The 23,397-nt window shown below is 42.7% G+C and carries 19 protein-coding genes and 1 tRNA gene; 13 read left to right on the forward strand and 7 right to left on the reverse strand.

Annotation, left to right across the window (positions count from 1 at the left end):
* Positions 1-204: 204 nt before the first annotated feature.
* From V7L29_RS14020 to V7L29_RS14035, 4 genes are all read left to right on the forward strand, one after another.
* Positions 205-1,476 carry an anhydro-N-acetylmuramic acid kinase gene (locus V7L29_RS14020; protein ID WP_334735866.1) on the forward strand — a complete coding sequence of 424 codons (1,272 nt, stop codon included), beginning with the start codon at positions 205-207 and terminating at the stop codon, positions 1,474-1,476.
* Between the two features lie 151 nt (positions 1,477-1,627).
* Entirely contained in the window at positions 1,628-2,074 is a 447-nt protein-coding gene (locus V7L29_RS14025; RefSeq protein ID WP_334735867.1) for a hypothetical protein, read from the forward strand.
* Positions 2,075-2,758: 684 nt separating this feature from the next.
* Positions 2,759-3,772: a glycosyltransferase family 2 protein gene (locus V7L29_RS14030; protein ID WP_334735868.1), complete on the forward strand. Its 1,014-nt coding sequence runs from the start codon at positions 2,759-2,761 to the stop codon at positions 3,770-3,772.
* Between the two features lie 765 nt (positions 3,773-4,537).
* On the forward strand, positions 4,538-6,091 hold the full coding sequence (locus V7L29_RS14035; protein ID WP_334691872.1) for a serine/threonine-protein kinase: 1,554 nt from the start codon (positions 4,538-4,540) through the stop codon (positions 6,089-6,091).
* Between the two features lie 471 nt (positions 6,092-6,562).
* Here the strand turns inward: V7L29_RS14035 and V7L29_RS14040 are convergent, their stop codons facing one another.
* The 4 genes from V7L29_RS14040 to V7L29_RS14055 form a co-directional block, all read right to left on the reverse strand.
* The gene (locus tag V7L29_RS14040; protein ID WP_041565841.1) at positions 6,563-6,760 is read right to left on the reverse strand and encodes an NblA/ycf18 family protein; all 198 of its coding nucleotides are present in this window, start codon (positions 6,758-6,760) and stop codon (positions 6,563-6,565) included.
* Positions 6,761-7,395: 635 nt separating this feature from the next.
* Entirely contained in the window at positions 7,396-8,133 is a 738-nt protein-coding gene (locus V7L29_RS14045; RefSeq protein WP_334735869.1) for a Stp1/IreP family PP2C-type Ser/Thr phosphatase, read from the reverse strand.
* A gap of 16 nt (positions 8,134-8,149) precedes the next feature.
* A complete protein-coding gene (locus V7L29_RS14050; RefSeq protein ID WP_334691881.1) occupies positions 8,150-9,835 on the reverse strand; it encodes an ABC1 kinase family protein in 1,686 nt (561 codons plus the stop codon).
* A gap of 143 nt (positions 9,836-9,978) precedes the next feature.
* Complete coding sequence (locus V7L29_RS14055; protein WP_334691870.1) at positions 9,979-10,305, reverse strand: DUF6825 family protein; 327 nt, start codon at positions 10,303-10,305, stop codon at positions 9,979-9,981.
* Positions 10,306-10,566: 261 nt separating this feature from the next.
* Here V7L29_RS14055 and V7L29_RS14060 point away from each other — a divergent pair, with 261 nt between their 5' ends.
* Together V7L29_RS14060 and V7L29_RS14065 are read left to right on the forward strand one after the other, a co-directional pair.
* Complete coding sequence (locus V7L29_RS14060; RefSeq protein WP_334735892.1) at positions 10,567-10,758, forward strand: hypothetical protein; 192 nt, start codon at positions 10,567-10,569, stop codon at positions 10,756-10,758.
* Positions 10,759-11,064: 306 nt separating this feature from the next.
* A complete protein-coding gene (locus tag V7L29_RS14065) occupies positions 11,065-11,724 on the forward strand; it encodes a Uma2 family endonuclease (RefSeq protein WP_334735870.1) in 660 nt (219 codons plus the stop codon).
* Positions 11,725-11,839: 115 nt separating this feature from the next.
* Here V7L29_RS14065 and V7L29_RS14070 read toward each other — a convergent pair whose 3' ends face one another.
* On the reverse strand, positions 11,840-14,551 hold the full coding sequence (locus V7L29_RS14070) for a CBS domain-containing protein (protein WP_334735871.1): 2,712 nt from the start codon (positions 14,549-14,551) through the stop codon (positions 11,840-11,842).
* A 575-nt stretch (positions 14,552-15,126) separates the two neighbouring features.
* Between V7L29_RS14070 and psbZ the strand changes: the two genes are divergently transcribed.
* The 7 genes from psbZ (at position 15,127) to V7L29_RS14105 (ending at position 22,556) form a co-directional block, all read left to right on the forward strand.
* A complete protein-coding gene (gene psbZ, locus V7L29_RS14075) occupies positions 15,127-15,315 on the forward strand; it encodes a photosystem II reaction center protein PsbZ (RefSeq protein ID WP_298905268.1) in 189 nt (62 codons plus the stop codon).
* Positions 15,316-15,504: 189 nt separating this feature from the next.
* Positions 15,505-16,083 (forward strand): 6,7-dimethyl-8-ribityllumazine synthase, encoded by a 579-nt coding sequence (gene ribH, locus V7L29_RS14080; RefSeq protein ID WP_334691867.1) that lies wholly within the window; start codon positions 15,505-15,507, stop codon positions 16,081-16,083.
* Between the two features lie 181 nt (positions 16,084-16,264).
* Positions 16,265-16,336: transfer RNA gene (locus tag V7L29_RS14085), tRNA-Gly, on the forward strand.
* 896 nt (positions 16,337-17,232) lie between these two features.
* Positions 17,233-17,640, forward strand: a complete 408-nt coding sequence (locus tag V7L29_RS14090) for a hypothetical protein (RefSeq protein WP_334691866.1) — start codon at positions 17,233-17,235, stop codon at positions 17,638-17,640.
* 4 nt (positions 17,641-17,644) lie between these two features.
* Positions 17,645-18,910: a glutamate-5-semialdehyde dehydrogenase gene (locus tag V7L29_RS14095; RefSeq protein WP_334735872.1), complete on the forward strand. Its 1,266-nt coding sequence runs from the start codon at positions 17,645-17,647 to the stop codon at positions 18,908-18,910.
* A gap of 343 nt (positions 18,911-19,253) precedes the next feature.
* Positions 19,254-20,825, forward strand: a complete 1,572-nt coding sequence (locus tag V7L29_RS14100) for an alkaline phosphatase D family protein (RefSeq protein WP_334735873.1) — start codon at positions 19,254-19,256, stop codon at positions 20,823-20,825.
* A gap of 879 nt (positions 20,826-21,704) precedes the next feature.
* Entirely contained in the window at positions 21,705-22,556 is an 852-nt protein-coding gene (locus tag V7L29_RS14105) for a universal stress protein (RefSeq protein ID WP_334735874.1), read from the forward strand.
* 90 nt (positions 22,557-22,646) lie between these two features.
* Here the strand turns inward: V7L29_RS14105 and psbM are convergent, their stop codons facing one another.
* Entirely contained in the window at positions 22,647-22,763 is a 117-nt protein-coding gene (gene psbM / locus V7L29_RS14110; protein WP_084227279.1) for a photosystem II reaction center protein PsbM, read from the reverse strand.
* Between the two features lie 160 nt (positions 22,764-22,923).
* Positions 22,924-23,220, reverse strand: a complete 297-nt coding sequence (locus V7L29_RS14115) for a 2Fe-2S iron-sulfur cluster-binding protein (RefSeq protein ID WP_334691862.1) — start codon at positions 23,218-23,220, stop codon at positions 22,924-22,926.
* Positions 23,221-23,397: the final 177 nt, after the last annotated feature.

A 23,397-nucleotide genomic window follows, 5' to 3' on the forward strand; every position in this document is an offset into this window, starting at 1 on the left:
CGGGAACGCCAAGGGCGAACATTCCGCTACCCTTCGGGAACGCCAAGGGCGAACGCTTCATTCGCAATGACAATCTATTATCTTGGTAAATTTGCAAAATTGGGATGCTCCTTTCTCTAGTCAACTATGCCACCTTACTTTTTTTGACATGGGTAGTAATATGAATTAAACTACCTCTTGCAATCAACAAAAGAATCTTTATCAATGCATCCAACTGAAAAAGCTGCTGTCCCTACTTGCGTTGTCGGTTTAATTAGTGGCACATCTGTAGATGGTATAGACGCTGCGTTGGTAGAGATTTCCGGTACAGAATTGGATCTCAAAGTTGAGTTGCTAGCCGGGGCAACATATCCCTATCCCGCTGAACTCAGAGAAAGAATATTGGCAATTGGTGCAGGCGTTGCCATCTCAGTGGCAGAATTGGCAGAAATAGATGATGCGATCGCCGTTGTTTTTGCCCAAGCCGCCCAAAATATTCAAATTGGTCATCAACCAGCCACTCTCATTGGCTCCCACGGTCAGACCGTTTATCATCGACCACCTGGGGGAGCAGGGGAGCAGGGGAGCAGGGGAGCAGGGGAGCAGGGGAAAAGAGAAATCTTAATTTCTGACTCCTCACGGGCTAAACAACAGCTATCCGCTAAGAGCACTCCCTTGGGTTATAGTCTGCAACTAGGGCGCGGTGCATTAATTGCCTATCTTACAGGCATTACAACTGTGAGCAACTTCCGGGTTGCTGATATCGCTATTGGTGGTCATGGTGCGCCTCTCGTGCCCAGAGTAGATGCCTATTTACTCAGTCATCCCCAGGAAGGGCGTTGTATTCAAAACATTGGTGGTATTGGTAATGTTGCTTATATTCTGCCTCGGCATGGCGACTGGCTCTCAAAAATTCGCGCTTGGGATACTGGCCCAGGAAATAGTCTGTTGGATCTGGCAGTGGAGCATTTAAGCGCTGGTGCTAAAACTTACGATGAAGATGGCAATTGGGCAGCGAGTGGTACTCCTTGCCATCCGTTGGTAGAACAATGGCTCAACCAAGACTATTTTCATCTGCCGCCACCCAAATCCACTGGTCGAGAGTTATTTGGTGTGACTTACCTGCATGAGTGTTTAAAAGATGCTCAAGCATACCAACTCAATGCTGCCGACGTACTGGCAACTCTCACGGAACTTACCGCAGCTTCAATTGTTCATAGTTACCGCACTTTTTTGCCGGAAATGCCACAACGGGTACTATTATGTGGCGGTGGTAGTCGTAATCTCTATTTGAAACAAAGATTACAGTCGTTGTTGACATCAATACCAGTCTGGACTACAGATGAAGTCGGCTTGAGCGCAGATTTTAAAGAAGCGATCGCCTTCGCGGTTTTAGCCTACTGGCGAGATTTGGGTATTCCTGGCAACCTACCTACTGCCACTGGGGCGCCTCAAGAAGTACTTTTGGGAGAAATTTACCAAGGTCAGTACTGTTAGCGGATAGCTGTTGTTTAGCCCGTGAGCAATCAGGAGTTAAAATTTCTTTCCCCCAGTCCCCAGTCTCGTCTACCTATTTGTAGCGACCTGAAACTGAAATGGTATAACTGTAGTCTTGGCGGCACTCGATCAAGACAGGGAATAATAGAAGGTGGCTCATACTTTTTTATTGGAACCAGGACGCTGGGCAATGCAAGGAAATTGGCTAGAACGTAATGGTACGCCAATCAGCGTCAAAGGTATGACCTTGGTAGCTTGGAATCGAGATAACTGGTTCACCATGGCCACAAAACTGATATTTCCTGGTAGCGATCGCTCCGAAATCTCTCTGCAATATAAGGGACGGCTGCATGATGGAGAGCGTCAGTATACTTTTTTACTACAACATAATATTTTGGGGCAGGTTGAAGGCGAAGGCTGGATTGGTCTAGATACGATTGTGCAGCGTTACTGGGTACTAGGCGATCGTCAGCGTCGTAGTGGCTTTGAAACCCTGCACCGGATTTCGGAAGATAGATACTACCTCAGTAGTGGTATCTTGGCTGGTCATTTTTTAACTAACACGATGGAAGCTAGCCTAGAGCGTCAGTCAAACTAAGGGTAGCGCTACCTCACAGCTAGCTAGCTGTGCGTCTAGGCTGGAAGCCTGCCGCTCAAACAACTCTGGCAACGAACGCACGGTTTCCCAACGTCCAATGTCTCATGCCTGACCTTAAGAAGTCATCGTTTATCACTGTTTAATTACTCTTATAAAATAAAAATAATAAGTAAGTGGGCGTGAATAATTAAAGGTTTTTAGTAAGGGCTTCAGCCCTGAAAATAGGGCTAAAGCCTTTACTAAAAGCAAATTTAATTAATTTTACATCGCATAACATGGTTTTGTTTATTCTTCCCTACTTATTTAGTTAATTTTTCAACTGTGGATAAAGTGCGAATTTGAGCGTTTATTTTCTTAGAGAATGGCTAGGATCAATGTTTTCGTTAAAATCCTTATGCTGTAGGGATTTTAGATTATTCTCTTGCAAGAGTGATAGAAAAGGGTTATTTTCACCAACCTATTGAGTTGTATAGTAAAAAACAAATTATCAAATTATCCTGATGATTTTAGGGAGTGACAAATAAAAAAATTTCCCCTTTGTAGGGTGCGTCAGTGGCAATAATCTCTTGATATTCAAATATCCTGTCTGACTGATGCACCCTACTAACCATTAATTTGGGATAATTTCTTTTCTGGGGTTCCCTTAGCATTTTTACCGAACTGTTTAGTCTGGAGTTTAGTTTCGTGAATCCTAAAGTCTCTGTCATTATCCCTGCTTACAATACTGAAGTTTATATTGCCAGAGCAATAGAGTCAGCCTTAGAGCAAACGCTCACTGATATTGAAATTATCATCGTTGATGATGGTTCAAGTGATCAAACTGTAGAAGTCGCTAAAAGTTTTACTGACCAACGTCTCAAAGTAATAGTTAATCAACAAAACCTTGGGGTTTCTGTTGCGCGTAATCGTGCCCTCAGAGCAGCCCAAGGAGAATGGGTTGCTGTTCTTGATTCAGATGACTGGTATGCTCCCGAAAGATTAGAAAAGCTTGTGTTGCTAGCAGAGGAAACAAATGCAGACATGATTGCTGATGATCTTTATTTAATCAAAGATGGTGCAACATCTCCTTGGAGTACATTGATTCAAGAAAGTGGAGAACATCTAGATCAAATTATCCAGATAGATATCGTTTATTTTGTAGAAACTGATGTCTATGGACAAGCAGGGTTGCATCTTGGTTTAAGCAAGCCTATATTCAAACGAGAATTTCTGGTTAAGCACGGCATCGAGTACGATGAAAACATCAGGATGGGTCAAGATTTTTGGCTTGATATGAAATGCTTAATCAAAGGATCTCGCTTTTTTCTTGAACCAAAACCTTATTATTTCTACCGCTCACGCCCTGGATCTCTTGTACATCAAAGCAAATTATCACGTCTAAATCAATGCTGCATAGCTACTAATTCTTTCATGCAACAAGAAGTTGTGAAAAAAAATCCAGCTTTAATGCGTGCTCTGTCTTATCATCTTGCAGTCTCTAAGAAAAATCTAGTTTACTTTCAAGTTTTAGTGCCTATCAAGCAAGGAAAATGGTTAACAGCATTAACAGAAATGAGTAAACAACCGGGCTTTTTTTATGATTTTATTTTCCGCTTTTACAATATTCTCGAACGTAGAATTCAATACTATGTGATGGGTAATAAATCAGTTTTTGACATGTCTTATAACCTACATATAAAACGAAAGACTACTAATTAGTACTATCACATTTTTATCAAAAAATCGTACATCCTTACATAGTCAGAATCAGCCAGAAGGTCAAGTAATAAGCTATCTGTGATTATCCCTACTTATAAAGCAAAGGCAAAGGACAGTCTTGCTGGAGATAGGAGGAAAGTACTTATAAAGCAAAACTTTAGTTGTAGGTCATTAACCACTCAAATAACAGTTATAAATCCTAATAAGCTAGAGCATTATTTACGAGGCATGAGGGCTTAGAGCTTATAAAATCTGCCCAGCACGGCTTCATGTCCCCCCTCAGGCTTTATTGATATTCAAAACTCCGGACTCATTACTCAGTTCTCAGAACTCTGTAGTGAGTGTGGTACTGCCTAATTAAGGTTTTTGGCAGATATTAGAGTTATCTATTTAGTCAAAATTGGGCAAACTAAAACTACACCACAATGAAAGTGCAAAATGGTACAAAGGGTAATTATAAATCTACCCTTTCTGCTTGTTTTATCTGGTATGTTGCACCAGTTGTAATAACCGTCTCGGTTGCAACCTGCCAGATTATGGTTTCAATCCTCTAAAAGAGGACTGAAAAAAGCTAGTATAGTACCGCCTAAATAAAGTAACAATTGGAAATAACTGAAAAGCTTACCCTATAAGCTTTTTGACTTCCGATTTCTGCTTTGCGGTACGAGGCGAGAAAGTTATTTCTGGGTGCAATAATTCAGATATCAGTTTGAATGCACTTTTCCTCCCAAACACTTACAACCTGCTTTTGGATTCAAATTCTCTATGTCAGACCCCAACATTGGTCGCTTACTCAGCAAACGCTACCAACTCCAGGAGTTAATCGGTACTGGAGCAATGGGTCGGGTTTATCGTGCTAAAGATACTTTGTTGGGAGGTGTACCTGTTGCTGTTAAGTTTCTGGCGTTATCAATCCAAAATGAAAAGATGCGATTGCAAGACCGCTTTGAGCGAGAAGCAAAAACCTGTGCTTTATTAGGGCAAAAAAGCATCCACATTGTCCGAGTTATGGACTATGGCGTAGATGACAATAATACTCCGTTCTACGTCATGGAATATTTACAAGGACAAAGCCTGAACAATATTATTCGCAAGCAACGACTGCCTTTACCAAGATTTCTGAGTATGGCGCGTCAACTCAGCTTGGGGTTACAGTGCGCTCATGATGGCATCTCAGTTGAGGGCACTATTTGCCCAATTATCCATCGCGATGTCAAGCCAAGCAATATGCTGGTGATTCAAGATGCTAGTTTCGGAGAATTGGTCAAGGTTCTAGATTTTGGTATTGCTAAGTTATTACAGTCAGATGGCGACCATACAAAATTCTATTTGGGGACATTGGCTTATTCTTCTCCCGAACAGATGGAGGGTAAAGAATTAGATAACCGTGCTGATATTTATAGTTTGGGCGTCATGATGTTTGAGATGCTCACAGGTAAAATGCCACTGGTGGCATCAACTCACTCTTTTGGAGCATGGTATAAAACACATCATTATCAAAAACCACGTTCTTTTGCTGAGGTTGCGCCTGGATTAGAACTACCAAAAGAAATCGAAAATTTGGTGATCAGTTGTCTAGCTAAAGTAGCACGCGATCGCCCCCAAAGTATCACTGAAATCCTAAAAGTTTTAGCATCTCTAGAAAAGCCTGAGCATACACGCAAAATTAAGCAAGACAGCCATGCCCTAGTTCCTACTACTACAGTTAGCACTGAGCTTGAACAAAAGACAAAAGCCGATTTGCAAGTATCCTGGTCAAACGATGAAATCGGTCGTGCCATTTCCTGGCCTCAAAATAAACCAATTGCTGATATTGTCTTTCCCCAGCCCATTCACACCAATGGGGAGGTTTTACCAGCTCTGTGGGTGATGCTACCGCAAGAAGAAATTCAAAAGCGCTTACTCTGTACCCGCTATAACCAATTTCTGTTCATCTCTGTTCCCCATCCCATGCTGCTATGGATTACTGTCATCTATAACCGCAAACATGGCGCTAAATGGTTACCTTATTACCTTGATCTCAAAACCAGTCTTGGTCAAGAAATTGCCCGGTTACTACAGCATACAGGTTACTACCGCCTAGTGTTCTTTGCACGAGAAACACCAAATCGCTGTACCCATATCTTACTTTCCAGCGTCGCTTCTGCCCAGCGCCAACGACTGCAAGAGTGGGTCGCAATGAGCAATACATTGATGTCCTCTGCCGACCCGCAACTTAGTAAAAGCTTACTCAAAAGCGAGTACGAAAAGATTAAGCCTCAAATTCTGGCAAAACTGGAAAGTATTGATACAGATTCTCCATATGATCTTTGCAGCTAGGCATAATTTCTTAATATTACGTGTTTTAGATGAAACTAAGGGGTGGTCACTCCCATAATGTAAACTTTTATAAACAAAATATATATAAAGATGTAAGTTCTAGTTATATGTATAAAGAGTGAAATCACTAACTGTCAAAGCAAGGGCGATCTAAATTCTATCTAAATCTTCCTGTGTAGACATTGCAGGAGATTTGGAATTTACGCAGTGTGATTCTCAGACTAGACTAAACAAAAAGAAGTTTGGCTAAAGCAAACAACGAATTTAGTCTACAAAGCTAAAGTTAGGTCTAGACTACAGCATATGTGTCGTAGAGAATGTTTATTGATTCTTAGTTAATCTTGTGAATTGAACTTTTGCACCGCTCTTGTGGAATTAGTTATCGAAGTTGACGCCCCGACATCCCCAGCTCTTTTCCTCCTTGGAACCAAGCAAGAGAAGGAGGTCGCCCACTGCGACAGTAGAACGACTCTATGCCATAGTGGAACCGGAATCTAAGCCCCACTGGTGCTTAAGAAGCTCTTGATAAGTTGCCTCACGCACTACCATTTGCTCATAAAGCTTGACCAAAAAGTCTTTAGCTTGATCATGGCTCATATTTTGCACCTGAGTAGCAAATGAGCAGATGCTGAATTGCTGTTCCAAAGATAGTTTCATTGGTTGGTTCATAAGTTAACTCCGAAAAAACGACGCGTAAAGATGATATCGCTCACAGAAGTCCAAATGAGATAATACTTGGACTTGTCACTGTCCAACATTTGTTCCTCCGTATTAAGAAAGATAACAATTGTTTGACAGATTGCCCACATCCTAATTGTGGACTTTTTCTGCTCTGATATCTTGCACCTAATCCTACTGATATACCACCCAAGTTAGCCGAGCCATATTCCGGAAAATAAGCTCTGTTTGGTCTCAGATTAAGTATAACTACCTCCCTGACTCCTTCCTGCTTTGCACAACTCTCCTTTGAGGAGAAAATCAGGTGCTATCCTTAACCCTTGATAGTTTTTCTTAAACGAAAAACTAAGATGCTGTTTCCCCACTATCGAGGAAGCTTCAGAGGGTAGAAATTTTAAGGAGGTTGGAGAATGAATGGTAATAAGCGTGAATTATAGTCGCTCTACCTTATTACGTGCAAGATGTCAATTTATCAATTTATGCAAATTTAGCCTCCTTAGGTCAGTTTGGAGGCTAAAAGTATTTGTATCAAATTGTAAAAAGAAAAAATGCTCACGCTGAACAAATTGCTGAGTATATTTACCACATTAGTCATTTGTCCTTTGTCCTTTGACAATCAGAAATGACTAATGACTATTTTCTTCGAGTGAGACAATAACAACTGTGATGTTATCGTGCCCTCCGTGGTCTTTGGCAGCCTCAACTAAAGAGATGGCGGCTTTATCAACCCAAGGAGTTTTCTGGAGGCAGCTAGCAATCTTCTGGTCGACAAGTTCTTCTGTGAGACCATCACTACATAACAGCAAGCGATCGCCAACTTTTACATCCAGGGGTTGCACATCAATCTGATGCAAGTCTTCACGTCCCAAACAGCGCGATAATACATGACGAAAAGGATGTAATCGTGCTTCATCTAAGGTGATGTCACCGATTTTGATTGCCCGTGCTACCCAAGTGTGGTCTTCCGTTACCTGTTCTAATTGCGACTCTCGGAAGCGATACAGCCGGGAATCGCCAACATGAGCGCACCAGGGCGATTCTGGGGAGCGAAAAATTACCGCTACAACTGTTGTACCCATGTCGGCGCGTTCGGGATGATTTTGCTGATCCTGCAAAATTGCTTCATTGGCTCCCCACAAAGCTTGCTCTAGCAATTCTTGGGAAGATTTAGGAGATTGCCAATTTGCTACCAAATACGCCTGAATTTCCTTAGTGGCAATCCGACTTGCCTCCTCACCTCCGGCATGACCACCCATGCCATCGGCAACAACACAAAATCGCCCTTCTGGGTCGATATAATAAGCATCCTGATTATTAGAACGAATAAGTCCCGGATCGCTAAAACCCGTGAAATTAAGTTTCATAAATTTTTTGGAACAATTAATACATCCGATCGTAACGGTCAAGGCGTAAAAGTAATCGGATCACGATTACTGAAAGCCCTGCTGCAATTAAACCAGGCACTAGTGCCCACCATACATAATTGCTAACCACTAAAATCGTAGCTGAAAGTGTGAAACCACTGATTAACAGAGCATAGCTTATTGAGAGCTGAATACTGCTTTGCCGTCGCAACAGCCGTTCAGTTTCTATAGACCGAACCCGCAAGCGCATGTCTCCGCGTTCTAGCTTTTCTAACGTATCCTCTAACCTACGTGGTAGACCAAACGCAGTACTACTTACCTGAGCTGCTTGACGACTTAATTCGTTAAGAAAGCTATTCCCCTCAGAACCATTCATATCGGTCATAAGCTGCATTGCATATGGTTTGGCAACTTCCATAAAGTTAAACTCTGGATCTAAGCCTTTGCCTACCCCTTCTAGAGTAGAAAAGGCTCGCATCACAAAGGTGAAGGTTGCTGGAAATCTAAATGGCTGATTATAAGCTATTTCGTAAAGGTCGTCACTAATTGCTGCGACCGATTGATTTTCAAAGGGCTTATCCATGAAATGATCCAGCATGTACTGGACGGAACGCCGCACTGGCCCCATGTCATCCGTTGGGGCGATCGCGCCTAAATCGATCAGAGACTGCACAACCCGATCGCCGTCTTTTTGGGCAATACCAAACAGTGTTTGCATCAGTCCTTCGCGGATGTTGGACTTAATCCGCCCCATCATGCCGAAATCGTAGAATATCAAAGCACCATTTGCACTAACGGCAATATTGCCTGGGTGAGGATCGGCGTGGAAAAAGCCACTATTGAGTAACTGTAGCAAGTAGGCATGAGCGCCTTGACGAGCGATCGCCTTTCGATCTAAACCTGCTGCTTCTAAAGCTTCGTATTGGCTAATTTTAATTCCAGGGAGATATTCTAAAGTCAGCACTTTGGAAGTAGCGTAACGCCAGTATATTTTTGGAACGTTCACCCAATCGTAGCCGCGAAAGTTCCGGCGAAAAGTATCGGCGTTACGACCTTCGTTAAGATAATCAATTTCTTCCCAAAGAATGCGACAACACTCTTCGTAAATACCCAACCAATCTCGCCCCCGTCCCCATTTGGGATGGTTTTGAAAGTAGCGGGTAATTCCCTTGAGAATTTGTAAATCTATTTCAAATAACTTTTTTAGTCCCGGACGTTGCACTTTGACGACAACCGATTCCCCAGTATGCAGCACAGCCTTGTGTACTTGCCCCAAGCTAGCAGCAGCTAAGGGAATAGGTTCAAAATTATCGAATAGTTCAGGAATTTTCTTGCCTAGTTCTTTCTCAATGGTCGCTTCTACTTGCTCATAGCTAAATGCCGGTACTTTGTCTTGTAACTTGGCTAATTCTTCTACATATTCAACAGGGAATATATCAGCACGGGTAGAAAACAGTTGCCCAACTTTAATGAAGGTTGGTCCTAAGTCCAGTAGGGTATTGCGAATCCAGACCGCTTGGGTCTTGCGTCTTGCAGCTTGCTTTACCTCAGTCACACCACCCGGATAACTCCAAGATTTGTTGTATAGCCAAAGTTTGAACAATATGGTCAAGACAAAAGACCAAATGTCCACAAAACGCCGTTTGCTAGAGTAGTTTTCCCGATTCCAACGGTATGCCTTATCTGAATAACCTTGTTCCATATGCTTTGTGTACCGTTGGTTTGCAAGCGAATCATCTACAAGAAAAGACACTCTGATTCCTAAACTGTTTTTGATAAAGTGCCATTTGTCTTTTGTCATTTGTGCATAATTTTTGCCCAATGACTAATGACTAACGACTAAATTTATGCAGAAGTTCTGCGATAATGTTGCAATTCTGTTCGTAACAGGGCAATTTCTGCCCGCAATTCATCAATATCTGCTTGTACGTCACCTGAATCAGAACTGGGTTGTCCACTACCTGTGTTAGGTTGACCAGCATTAGCTGCTTCTGCTGCCCGATTTGCCCGCTCTAGGACTTCTTCTGTAAACTGGCGCAATTGCTCTCTAGCTTCCGCATCAAATTTGCCCAGATCACTCAAAGCATCGGTCAAGGCGACCTCTAAACGCTCATTAACTACTTCAGCTACCGCTCTGCCTACGAAAAAGGCTTGCACAAGGGGGTTACTCATAAATTTTTGTTACGTTGATCCGCAAGAGAATTATAACTTGCCTGTATGCTTTACGGCTTCTGCTGGGGAGTTAGAGATTTAGGTGACGCGATATGCGACTTTTGCCCTGGCGAATAGAATTTGCGGCTACACAGTTGCGCCGATAATGGCTATTCGCTTTTTTCTTCTCTATGCCCTTTGGGGTTAGAGGCTATTTATAAAGTAAATCTAAAGAGGAACAATTGGGTTGAAGGTAGACAATAAGATACATTTAGACAGTATATGTACTTAGCTACCATATCTCGCAAACCATATTGCACAGACCTAAACGATTCTGAATGGGCAATTCTGGCTGCTGTGATTCCACTAGCAAAATCGGGCGGGCATCCGCGCACTACTGACATGAGAGAAGTCTGTAAGAACCAGTTTACCCGCACTTTCCATGTTGCTTTATTCACTCCTAAAAACACGTAAGTTAATTACTAAATATCGCCAGTCTGAAGAATCTTTAATCAAGCTGTAATGAAACAGATCCCAGACTTATTTGATAAGTCTGGGATCGGGTCTTGTTTATGAGGAAGATAAGACTGCACTCTCTTTTTTCTACCTAACTTAAGAATGCGATCGCCTGTTTTTGCTTCAGAAGAAGATGAATATCAAGAGCGAATAATTTATTTACCCTTAACCTAAAAATAGGCGATTACCTACGGTACGCTAGGCGAACGCTAATTACAAAACTGCTAAAATAAACCGATAACTAATTGATGTCGTATCTATTCTATGACCATTGCTCAAGAATTAGATTCTCAAAAAGACATCTGCCAAGATGTTATCTTTCCCCCTGGTGATTTATATAGTGATGAGCCTCCCTTGGAAACCGAACTGCATCTACGGCAAATAATCCTACTGTTGACATGTCTGGAATGGCTATGGCGAGACAGAAATGATTTTTATGCGGCAGGAAACCTAACTATTTACTACAGTCCGCGCCAACTGAAATCAGAATACTTCCGGGGGCCAGACTTTTTTGTGGTGCTGGGAACTGAACGTAAAACCCGTAAAAGTTGGGTAGTCTGGGAAGAAGATGGCAAATATCCGAATGTAATTGTAGAAATTCTGTCTGACTCAACAGCAAATACAGACAAAAGTTTAAAAAAAGAAATTTATCAAGATACTTTCCGCACACTTGATTATTTTTGGTTTGACCCTTACACACAAGAATTTGCGGGATTTCATTTAGTAGATGGAGAATATCAACCTCTACAAGCTTCGGAACAAGGACATTTGTGGAGTCATCAGCTAGGCTTATATTTGGGAATTCATGAAGGTCTATTGCGGTTTTTTACATCAGTTGGGCAACTAGTACCGACACCTGAAGAAAGGGCAGAACGTTTGGCAGCAAAACTACGGGAGTTAAATATCGACCCAGATACAATTTAGACTACTGTGAATACCTACGCCACGCTAGGCAAAGGCATACTGTACCATAGGCGCTATCTGGAAAAATAGAAATTATCTTGTTTTTTAATGCCAAAACGCAAAGAAAATGGCGGATTTATTTGGGATAATGCTTGGCTAAAAATTCCTCAGCTTCTCTGTTATCTTTAATCACTCCATCCAAGGTAGCAGCAAGTACATCATCTAATATTTGCCGATACTGGGGCCCTGGTTTGTAACCAAGTTTCTTTAAATCATTGCCATTCAATAGTGGCTGCACATTCGCCCAAACAGTGAAATATTCCCAAATCTGATGTCTAATCTCTCGCGGACTTTGCACGGCGATTAAAATCAGCATTGGTAAATCATACTGTCGCAACAACTGCACTACTTGACTGGGACTTTCACACATAGGCAAAGATTCCATCACCTCAGTTTGGGCAGAAGCCAAATTTTGCAAGCGTTTAATGCTATCCTCTTGCAGTTGCAGATTCTTTGCCACTTTCGCCCGATATTGTGGTGTTAGGTGGGCAATTAACGTTTCTAAGCGCATTTCCCAATGGATAAGGGTTGGTTGCGGGTCAAATCGCCGCAAGCAACGTTCTAGCAAACGTAATTGTCGCAAGAGTTCTGCGTCTAGCTTCAGGGTAGGATGGATACATTGCAATGCCCCTAAGTTATCGAGTAACTGCAAAGCCGATTTCCAGTAAGGGGCTTCTAGGATGTGCTTTAATTCTGTTTTCAGTCGAGTTTGCAAGGCTGGAGTTTTGCTATTGTCTTGAGCAGTGCGATCGTAAACACCACTATTGATGGCATAGCGGATAAACTCTTCAGTTTGCGGTTCTATTTGAAATCCAAAGCGCACGGCAAAGCGCACACCACGATAAATGCGGGTGGGGTCTTCGATAAAGCTGTTAGCGTGTAAAACCCGAATTTGCTTGGCTTGTAAATCGATTAACCCGCCAAAGAAATCGAGTAATTCACCAGCACGGGGGGTAGTGAGGCGCAAGGCGAGGGCGTTAATCGTAAAATCTCGACGATACAAGTCTTGACGAATGGAACTGGCCTCAACTTCTGGATTTGCTGCTGGATAAGGATAGAATTCTGTTCTAGCCGTGGCAATATCTACCCATAGAGAATCTAATTCTGGGTCTTTGTGCCACAACAAAGCAGCAGTTTGAAAAGCCCCGTGGATTTCTAAGCGGGCAGCAAGGTAAAGTTGTTGTAGTGCCTTTGCTAATTCCACACCAGCACCGACATCTGCTGATTTGTGAAAGCCATCAACTACGAGGTCAATATCTTTAATCATCAAAGTGCCGGATGCTGCTTGGGCTAATAGCAAATCCCGCACCGCACCCCCCACTAGATAAAGATGCCAACCCCGTTTTTCTGCCTCTGCTGATGCTTTGGTGAGTAATTGCCACAGTTGCGGAGCAAGTTTATTTTGCAATTGAGGAAGACTAAGATTACTTTCCCCCCCTTTTCTTTTCTCTCTCTCTCTCCCTCTTCCCTTCTCCCCGTCTCTTTCTTGATGTAATTCTCTCAATACATCAGTACGTGTGACAATACCAACTAACTGACCGTTCTCCAATACTGGCAAACGTCCAATATCGTATGTCACCATTAGCGCTTCAATTTCTGGCAGTGTCGTATCTGGTGTAATTGTTTTAAGATTTACTGTCATGTAACCCTTGACTGGCGCATGACTAAATCCGTGGTGCAAGGCGATATCAATATCCCGCCGCGAAATAATACCTACCAGTTGCTTTTGAGCATCAACTACAGATAAACCAGAGTGTCCATAGCGTAATAAAATGCGCTGGGCTTCGGCAATTGTGGTTTCAGGCAGAATAGTGCGGACAGGAGAGGACATCAAATCCCTAGCTGTGGGGGGATGGGGAATTTGTGCTTTTACCCCTTCCAGGAGTTGTTTTAATATTGCCTGCGAATCTACTTTGCGTAGGTTCAACGATGCGGCTTGCGAATGACCGCCGCAGCCCAAAAGTTGGAATAATAGGTTGAGATTTGTTTTGGGAATTTGCGATCGCCCAATTACTGTTAAGCGTGAATCACTTTCATCTAAAGAATATTCATTGGCTAATAGTATGGCATCAATTTCGGTTAATTCCACGAGTTCAGAAGCCAAACTTGATAGCCCTGGTACAAAACCATCTGTTTTCAGAGTTACCCAAGCAACCGTATATCCATGTAGACAAAGATATTCTAAATTTTCCAGTGCCTTAGTTAATAGCTGCTGCAATTGCAAAGACAAGCCAGGGTCACGGTAGGTAGAAATTACTGACAAACTGGCACCTTGTTGCATCAACCAAGCCAAAGCTAAAGCATCCCGTGGTGTAGACTGGTCAAAGGTCAAGGAGCCAGTATCAACGTGGATACCCAAAGCCATCACAGTTGCTTCGGCAGGAGTCAGAGAAATTTGCTGTTGTTGCAATTGCTCGACAATTAAAGTTGTCGTGGCTCCTACTGAGGAAATATGCGCTCGCGTGGCGGGAATATCTGATTCTTGTCCTAAGTGATGGTCATAAACTATAATCTCTCTTACATCGGGTAAATCTAACCACTCAGCAGCTTTACCTAAGCGATCGCGCTGTTGTGTATCCACCACAGTCACAGAACGAATTTTTTCTGGATTCACCGAACGGCGTTCAATCAGCGAATATTCGTCCCGATGCAATGCCAAAAAATCCCCTACAGAAGGGTGAGAACCGCCAGTCAGCACAATCTTACTTCCCGGTAGTAGGCGCGTTAGCCCTACAGCTGCTCCTAGTGCGTCAAAATCTGCTGTTGTGTGGCAAAGAATTAAATCCATAGTTAAGAGTCATTAGTCATTGGTCATTAGTCATTGGTCATCGGTACTTAAACAAAGGACAAATGACTAAAATGTTGCAATTTCTGGTAACTTAAAAACAAGAAAACAGTGTCAGTGTTGCTCTTTAGCTAAAATGGACAGAAGTCTCACTTTTTAGCCTTCAGAGTCAGCACCTAATTGTCAAATATTCTGAAATAGATGATCAGGGCATTGTATGATTTAATTGGTTACTGGCCGCCACGGTCGTTGATACACCTTTAGATAGCCCTCTGGGAAACCTACGTGAAACGTTGGACAACGGCAAACAAGTAGGCATCCTTTCACAGAATGCAAATTTACCATTGGTTGACACATCAGTGCATAAGTCATAAGCAATTCATCCTGTGTTGTAAAATTTGTGGGGTACGAAAGGAAGAAAAAATCAAACTGTGGGTCGTGGGGCATCACGGGGACATAAAACCAGAGCTTCTGGAAATGTCCGATGCAAGAGCAGGAGTCAAGCTCGTTGCCTACACTGTACAGCTTACTGTTAGTGTAGGATATATAACTATTTAGCTGTATTGGGAGAAGCGAAAATGACCATAATATTCCAGTTTGCCTTGATAGGTCTAGTCGTGTTGTCTTTTGTCTTGGTTGTTGGCGTCCCCGTTGCTTACGCCACTCCTCAAAATTGGGTTGAATCTAAAAAGCTACTTTGGCTTGGTTCTGGCGTCTGGATTGGTTTGGTATTTTTAGTTGGTTTGTTAAACTTTTTTGTCGTGTAGGCGACGGCTTCACTCTGGCGCAGGCACATAATATAAGAACTAGAGGAGCAGAAAAGCCAAGGTCAAAGACCAAAGGAAAAAAGGAGAAATTTTTTCCGATTTCCTTTTCTCTGACCGTGCTTTCCTGCTCCTCTACATTTAAATAAGAAATGTATATTGGCCAGAAGTATAGTTGATTAAGAGGCAGTCATGGCAGTTTTCGAGGGAACTTTTACCCAAACGGAGCCTTTGCGGTTTGCAGTGGTGATTGGTCGATTTAATGACCTAGTTACCGGAAAGCTGCTAGAGGGATGTCAAGATTGCTTGAAACGCCACGGTGTAGATCCTAACCCCCAAGGTAATCAGGTGGACTATGTTTGGGTTCCGGGAAGTTTTGAGGTACCTTTAGTAGCTCGCCAACTAGCACTTTCCCATCGTTATGATGCTGTAATTTGTCTAGGTGCAGTTATTCGAGGGCAAACACCCCATTTTGATTACGTATCCTCAGAGGTTTCTAAAGGCATTGCCGCTGCTAGCTTTCAAACTGGGGTACCAGTAATTTTTGGCATTTTGACAGTAGACACTATGCAGCAAGCCTTAGAACGGGCAGGCATAAAAGGTAATCATGGCTGGGATTATGCCCTCAATGCCCTAGAAATGGCAAGCCTCATGCGGCAACTGCGTTCTAACTTGGCAGAGCCATATTCTCGTAATAGCCAGTCTTTGCCAGCCTCTATTCAAAGTGCCAGCATAGGCAATTTAACCGCGGAGTCAGAAGAACTGGGCTAAATGAGTGTTGAGTTATGAGTCAGCGTTCGCCCTTAGCGTCTCCCCTCAGAAGTTTGAGCTGCGGTTGACGCCGCTCAAACTTCTGGCTGAGTCATGAGTTAAAAAAACTCAACACTCATAACTAAATTAAGGGGTTGACAATTACAAATAAATCTGAGATATTGATATTTGATTAATGATTGCGGGTATAGCTCAGTGGTAGAGCGTCACCTTGCCAAGGTGAATGTCGCGCGTTCGAATCGCGTTACCCGCTTCCAACTAAAATCTTTTGAAGTTGAAAATTCCAAGAGGTTTGCTGTTTTTAGGCTTCGTTGAAGTCTTCGTAAATTCGTGCTACACCTCTATGAAATGATCCCACTGTGGACAGATCGAGCAAACAACTCGTCTACTGTTCCAAATTTAATGTCGCGCACTCAAATCGCGTTGCCCGCTTGCTAAGAAATATAAAACCCAGCTTTAGAGTAGTCTATATATGGATTAGCTTGGCTACAATCTTTATAGGTGTAGTCAATTCGTTTTATGTAGGTTGTATTACACTGGACTAAAGGTGGCTAGTTAACATAGTAGTGTAATTAGGCGCAAAGCGTCTTTTAGCAGTGAAGTTAGCCACAATCTATTTGGGGAAAGAGTCACACACACGCTCTGAATGTTTTGGCAATTCCCGCTCTGAAACGCTTGTGAACTGCAAGGAATAAAGATTGGATGTAATCCCCATCTAACCTTGATAACTGGATAGTAATATATAGTGACCCAAAGGAAAATCTAGGATTTATCGGTGTCTGTTGTTTATCAGCGTAGCCTTCCCAAACGATTTGTTTTAGGAGTGGTCGGCACGTAGGCTTAAAATTGTATCAAGTGTGTCAGCACAATAAATGCCCAAAAACGCAACCACATTACCTTTAAAGCGACAAATGAAGAGAAGGAAATTTTTAAATAAGATTGCCAGATCTGGGGAAAGACTACAAACAGAGAACCCTGTACTGATATGGCAATTAGAATACTTAGAGTCGGCTGCATCTACTGTTTGCAATCATGGCGATGTTTGCCTCGCCTGTCCATCTATATAAACAGAGAAGCCTTATCAGGCATTTACCAAGGGATTATATTCTCGCAGTTCGTGTAAAACACGCTCAAGTTATTAGAACGCTTGTGCAATCTCAAAAACCCGAAAAAATCGACTTCAATACTGAATACCCCTGTCCCTGTCGTCGCCGGGGTCAGTTAATTCCGATTACGCTGACAGAAGCATTTGGTTGCGATCGCTGTCAGCAAATCTTTGTAGTAGAAGATAATGGTCATGTCCTAGAACAGCTTTCTACCACCTATCCCTACAAGCGGGCTTGGCGTTGGATGGGAAATAGTTGGCATGTTGTTCATCCCCGCTTGGCAGAAAGCTATCTGCCTATAGCGCTGGGTATTATTTTCGTGCTAGTGATTATATGGCTGCCATTAGCACTACGATTGGCAAATGGTTCCAGCATTATTGCTTGGGCAATCGTGGCGGTGCTGTTGGCGATCCTACCAGCACTATTGGTCTGGCTTACCTACAGACGTTAACTCAATGACTGTTGAAGTTTTGGATGACTACCCCGAACCGATTACTAGTGCCCAACGAGGCTATCAAGCTTCCCTAAAGTTGGGGATCACAAAGGGAGCAGACCGGAGTCGTGCAGTACTGGCGATGGCACACGCCCTTGAGCGCTCATTTGACGACATTTTAGAAGCCAACACCTTGGATCTAGAAGCCAGTCGGGAAATGGCAGTGCCAGAGTTGGTATTGGACTGGCTGAAGCTGACTCCCACAAGGCTAGAGATGACAGTAGACATTTTACAACGGTTGGGGGAATTATCAGATCCGCTGCGGCGCGTCAGAACCGCTGATTATCAACTGGAAGATTCTCAAAGTTACACCCAGTTAATGCCCTTGGGAGTGATTGGATTTATTTATGAAGCGTTCCCGGATTTAGGAGCGATCGCAGCGGGTTTTTGTATCAAAACTGGGAATTGTCTAATTCTCAAAGGCAGTACTGAAGCTAGCCATTCCAACGCGGTGATCGCTGAGGTACTGCAAAGTGCGATCGCCCAAGTTGGTCTACCATCAGGTTGTCTAGAACTGATCACGGCAGAACATGGTGCTTCGATTCGGGATTTAGTCACTCAAGATCAGTACGTGAATCTAGTGATTCCCTACGGACGTTCCAGCTTGGTACAGCAGGTAGTACGACAGTCAACTTGTCCAGTCTTAAAGTCAGCGATGGGTAACTGTTATCTCTACTGGTCGCCCAATAGCAGTTTAGAAATGGTGCGTTGGATGATTCTTGATAGCCATCACAGCGAACCAGACCAAGTTAATGCCATTGAAAAGGTACTAATTCATCGTCAAGCCTTACCATCATCTTTAGCCGTTCTGTGGAACAGCTTGATGGAAAAAGGCTTTGAAATTAAAGGGGATGCAGAACTAGTAAAAGCCTTTCCCCAGTTGCATCTAGTGAAAGAAGGCGAATGGGGAAACCCTTATTTAACTAGGACAGTAGCTTTTAAATTAGTAGATAGCTTAGAGGCTGCGATCGCCTGGATTAATGAATACAGTAGTGGTCATGCCGACTCCATCGTTACTGAATCTTACCAGGAAAGTCGGCAGTTTGCCTTAGGAGTTAATAGTGCCTCTACCTACATCAACACTTCCCCGCGTTTTTCCCGCAACCCCTCGCGCGGAGATTCAGTGTTTCTCGGCATGTCTAACCAAAAAGGTCATCGTCGAGGATTTATCAGCCTGGAAACCTTGACCACTGTCAAGCACATTGTTCAGGGAAATGGCAGATTTTAAATAATTCGTAATACTCGCCATTCGCGTAGCGTCTCCTAGAGAAGGTGAGAAGCAAGCTACGTAATTCGTAATTAAAAAAGGGTTTGACAAAAGTGCCTGTAACGGCAGTTCTGTTTTGATTGGGGTCTAAATCCCTACAAAATTCTCCCAGTCTCAATGCCCAATCCCCCAATCCAATTTTAAACTTAACAAAATCTTAATTTCTGCTTGATCCTGGGTTGGTAGGTTCCTTGTGTTTGGTTGAGCAGCAATTAGGAGACAAGTCAAATCAAGCCACTGTTTGTGCTTTTCGCAACTGACCCTCCTAAATGCCAACTGTATTGACATCTGGAAAGGGGTGAATATGGAACTTATGGATGGCACACGCCTGCTAGCAAATCGGTGCAGACGGCGGAGTTTTTTGCTGGGTGCAGGATTCTTAACGGGGTTAACAATCGCTAGCCAATGGCATTCGGTATTGGCTAATTCAAGGTTTTCTGGCTATCCGTTCAGTCTTGGTGTTGCCTCTGGTGATCCTTTGCCGGATGGTGTTGTTATCTGGACACGACTGGCTCCAAATCCACTTTCTGGAGGTGGAATGCCATTCGTAAATGTCCCTGTGCGGTGGCAAGTTGCTCTTGACGAAAACATGAAACGGGTTGTGCGTCGAGGAACAGTGCTGGCAACACCAGAGTTAGCACACTCAGTTCACGTTGATGTCCGTGGACTAGACCCTGACCGTTGGTATTGGTATCAATTTCAAGCAGGTAGGGAACTTAGCCCCATTGGGCGGACTCGCACAGCACCAGCATTTTATGGCTCTATCCGACAACTGAACTTTGCTTTTGTCTCCTGTCAAGACTGGCAAAATGGCTACTATACGGCTTATCGGTATTTGGCTGAGGAAAACCTCGACCTTGTGGTTCATCTGGGTGATTACATCTACGAATACGGACCACAATCCGGTGGCCCCCGCCAGCATAATAGTCCAGAAATCATTACTCTTGCCGACTACCGCGATCGCCACGCCCTCTACAAAACTGACTCGAATCTCCAAGCTGCTCATGCGGCTTTTCCCTGGATTGTCACTTGGGATGATCATGAAGTTGACAACAACTACGCCAACTTAATCCCCGAAGATAACCAAACCCAAGAGGCTTTTAGAAAACGCCGAGCTAATGCTTATCAGGCTTACTACGAACACATGCCTCTACGTCAGTCTTCGCTGCCCAAAGGTCCAGACGCACTGCTTTATCGGCGGTTGACTTTCGGTAATTTAGCTGAGTTCAACGTTCTAGATACGAGGCAGTACCGCACTAACCAACCTTGTGATGATGGACTTAAGCCTCGCTGCCCCCAAGCTTTTGATCCCAATGCTACCATGACCGGCTCAGAACAAGAGCAGTGGCTACGAAAAGGCTTAGACCAATCGCGATCGCGCTGGAATGTGATTGCTCAACAGGTGATGTTTGCCGAGTACAATTTTAATAGTAGTCCAGGCCCAGGTGTCTTCAATATGGATCAGTGGGACGGCTACGTAGCTTTCCGTAATCGGCTGCTGAGTTTTCTCAACCAGCGTCAACCTTCTAATCCTGTGGTGATTAGCGGAGACATCCATTCTAGTTGGGTACACGACCTAAAGCTTGATTTCAATAACCCAAATTCAGCGACGGTAGGCACTGAGTTCGTAGGAACTTCAATTACCTCTGACTTTCCCACCCAATTTATCGCTCCAGCTCAAGCTGCTCTACGTAATAATCCGCATACTAAGTTCTTTGACGGTGCTTACCGGGGATACGTTCGCTGCAAACTTACCCCAGAATGCTGGCAAAGTGACTACCGCGTTGTATCAAGCATCGTTGATTTGAATGCCTCTGTCAAAACTCTAGCTTCGTTTGTAGTTCAAAATGGACAACCAGGAGCACATTTAAGTTAAGGCAATCTCACAAGCAATCAAACAAACCCTCCAAATTATATTTGGGGGGTTTCAATATAGTAAGCTAAACCATATCTAGTTTGCATAATCTGAAATTATACATTTATTCTAAGGTGGGCGTCTCGCCCGCCCAAGATATGCTTTCTTAAATGTGAAACAGCTTATGAAATATGACTTCGATTATTAGAACATCCGAATTTGGATGCTGTTATCCCATATTCTTCTGGTGTTCGGATATAGCAATCCTATCTGAGTTACAAAAACTGCAAGAAACTTAAAAAAAGGCAGAGGTCGGGAAAAATTCAGAAATAGTGTAGACTATTCAAACCTGAAGCGATCGCCTGTTAAAGGTTACACTGAATCAATTTTCATAAAGAATTATTTTGGCATTTATTTGCAATACTTAACTAACTTCTAATTAAAAAAAGTTAACATAGATTAAAAATGATAATTAACATCATAATTTATTAAGTTATTCAGGCTAAATTGAGAGTATGCTTAATAATTGAGGTTTAGTTGAGAATTTCAATAACTAGGTGGAAATAAACTTAAACATTTGTTGATTTTTTTATACTTTGCCATTTGTTTGAGTGTTAAATACTAAAAAACAAAGTTTATTTGTGCCACCTTACTAACTAGTACAACGCGGCGTAAATAAACATACCCTTCGGGTTCACCAGTCGCCTGCGGAGGGAAACCCTCCCGCAGCGCTGGTTCACCATTTCAAATGGCGCAAAAGCCTGGAATATAATTATGCGTGACTTTTGACTTTTGACTTCCGCCTTGCGGTACTAGGTTGTCGAGCAAGGCGGTAAAAATCTGACCAGAGCCAAGTACTAACAGCGAAAACAAAAGTAAACTTAACAAAAATTACGTAAGATGATCAAAAGAATTTTGCTGGCTGTATCGGGATTGGGACACGCAGAAGAAATGCTCAAAACCCTGAAAGAAATTCCTTCAATTCAATCTGCAAAAGTTACAATTTTGCATGTTGTTCCTGCACAAAGTACTGCTACTACCATGACAGCTAAATGGGAAAATGGTGGTAAAATTCTGGCGAATGCGATTCAAACTTTGAACTTAGATCCTAGCCAGGTTTCTTCAATTTTGCGTGAGGGCGACCCCAAAGATGTAGTTTGCCAAGTAGCTGATGAAATCGACGCTGACTTGATTATTATGGGTTCACGCGGGCTGAAACGGCTGCAATCGATTTTATCGAACTCAGTCAGTCAGTATGTTTTCCAACTATCTTCTCGCCCCATGTTGCTGGTAAAAGATGACATTTATGTCAAAAGAATTAAGCGCATTATGGTGGCAATAGACAACTCTGATTCAGCAAAAAACTGCTTAAAATTGGCTCTATTCTTGTTGCGAGATATTCAGGGCGGCCAGTTAATTTTAGCAAACATTACTACAAATTTAGGCGGTAAAAAATCGGAAACAACCGAGGTTAAATCAGATAAAAATCCCGTTTTAGCAGCCGCAATTGCAGAAGCTCAAAAACAGGGCATCCAATCTCGTTCTTATATCAGTAGTGGCAAACCTGGTGAAGAAATTTGTCGAATGGCAGAGGAATTGAATATAGACTTATTATTGCTTGGTTCTCCAGATCGTCGTCCATCGATCGCTAAGAGTTTTGTTGATATAGACCGACTCATCGGTTCTTCCTTGTCTGACTATGTTCGAGTCAATGCCACTTGTCCGGTATTGTTGGCGCGGACAATTGATTAAGGTAAAGAGTGCTGAGTGCTTAGTTGGCGGTTGATAAATAAAAACCCCTACACTATTGGTGCAGGGGTTGTTTATTGTATACACAAACTCTTAACTATCTTTTCCACCTTCGCGGCTAGCAGTTTGGATGTAAAGAATTAGTAAAAACACAGCGGGAACCAGTACGAACAAAATGCTCGCTATGAACCCCAGGTCATTAACTTGCATGGCAAGAAAGCCTCTCTTAAATTTCCAGTCAACAACATTAGGATAGCATCATCGATGACAGAGTTATACCAATTCAAAATTCAAAATCAGGAAACTCAATTTTGGTAAGTATTTTAACTACTGACTGGATACAAATCGAAGCAATGGCAGATTTGAGAACTTAAGGCTTAGTGACTACACTGACTGAGCCATTCACTAAAGTTTGACAGGCAAGACGGTAATTTTCCGGCTTTTTCTTGAATTTCCGGTTCTCTACCTCTGTACGGGGAGAAAGATTTTCTAGTCCCTCGACTATCTGGACAACGCAAGTGCCACACTGACCATTACCACCACAATTTGTCATCTTACCAATCAATGTATATATATCAATGTCATTTTGCATCGCCTTGAGCCGGAGATTTGCACCATCTGCCGCCACTACTTCTTTATTTTCTTTAACGAATTTGATATTACCCATAACTAATTTCTCCTTGACTCTAAGCTTGGCTTTCAAGGCTTCATATTGACATGGCTTGATTCACATCTTATTTATTATATTAATTCATTACAAAATATTAATAAATATTAATATTTTAAAACATGATGCCAGAAAAAATAGGACAGGTAGAGCACCTGTCCTATAAATTGAAAAATA

The organism is Nostoc sp., from assembly GCF_036916575.1.
GTDB lineage: Bacteria > Cyanobacteriota > Cyanobacteriia > Cyanobacteriales > Nostocaceae > Nostoc.

Coding starts and splice junctions, on each gene's coding strand:
- V7L29_RS14020 (WP_334735866.1), top strand. CDS start 205: ATGCATCCAACTGAAAAAGCTGCTGTCCCTACTTGCGTTGTCGGTTTA.
- V7L29_RS14035 (WP_334691872.1), top strand. CDS start 4,538: ATGTCAGACCCCAACATTGGTCGCTTACTCAGCAAACGCTACCAACTC.
- V7L29_RS14040 (WP_041565841.1), bottom strand. CDS start 6,760: ATGAACCAACCAATGAAACTATCTTTGGAACAGCAATTCAGCATCTGC.
- V7L29_RS14045 (WP_334735869.1), bottom strand. CDS start 8,133: ATGAAACTTAATTTCACGGGTTTTAGCGATCCGGGACTTATTCGTTCT.
- V7L29_RS14050 (WP_334691881.1), bottom strand. CDS start 9,835: ATGGAACAAGGTTATTCAGATAAGGCATACCGTTGGAATCGGGAAAAC.
- V7L29_RS14055 (WP_334691870.1), bottom strand. CDS start 10,305: ATGAGTAACCCCCTTGTGCAAGCCTTTTTCGTAGGCAGAGCGGTAGCT.
- V7L29_RS14060 (WP_334735892.1), top strand. CDS start 10,567: ATGTACTTAGCTACCATATCTCGCAAACCATATTGCACAGACCTAAAC.
- V7L29_RS14065 (WP_334735870.1), top strand. CDS start 11,065: ATGACCATTGCTCAAGAATTAGATTCTCAAAAAGACATCTGCCAAGAT.
- V7L29_RS14070 (WP_334735871.1), bottom strand. CDS start 14,551: ATGGATTTAATTCTTTGCCACACAACAGCAGATTTTGACGCACTAGGA.
- psbZ (WP_298905268.1), top strand. CDS start 15,127: ATGACCATAATATTCCAGTTTGCCTTGATAGGTCTAGTCGTGTTGTCT.
- ribH (WP_334691867.1), top strand. CDS start 15,505: ATGGCAGTTTTCGAGGGAACTTTTACCCAAACGGAGCCTTTGCGGTTT.
- V7L29_RS14095 (WP_334735872.1), top strand. CDS start 17,645: ATGACTGTTGAAGTTTTGGATGACTACCCCGAACCGATTACTAGTGCC.
- V7L29_RS14100 (WP_334735873.1), top strand. CDS start 19,254: ATGGAACTTATGGATGGCACACGCCTGCTAGCAAATCGGTGCAGACGG.
- V7L29_RS14105 (WP_334735874.1), top strand. CDS start 21,705: ATGATCAAAAGAATTTTGCTGGCTGTATCGGGATTGGGACACGCAGAA.
- psbM (WP_084227279.1), bottom strand. CDS start 22,763: ATGCAAGTTAATGACCTGGGGTTCATAGCGAGCATTTTGTTCGTACTG.
- V7L29_RS14115 (WP_334691862.1), bottom strand. CDS start 23,220: ATGGGTAATATCAAATTCGTTAAAGAAAATAAAGAAGTAGTGGCGGCA.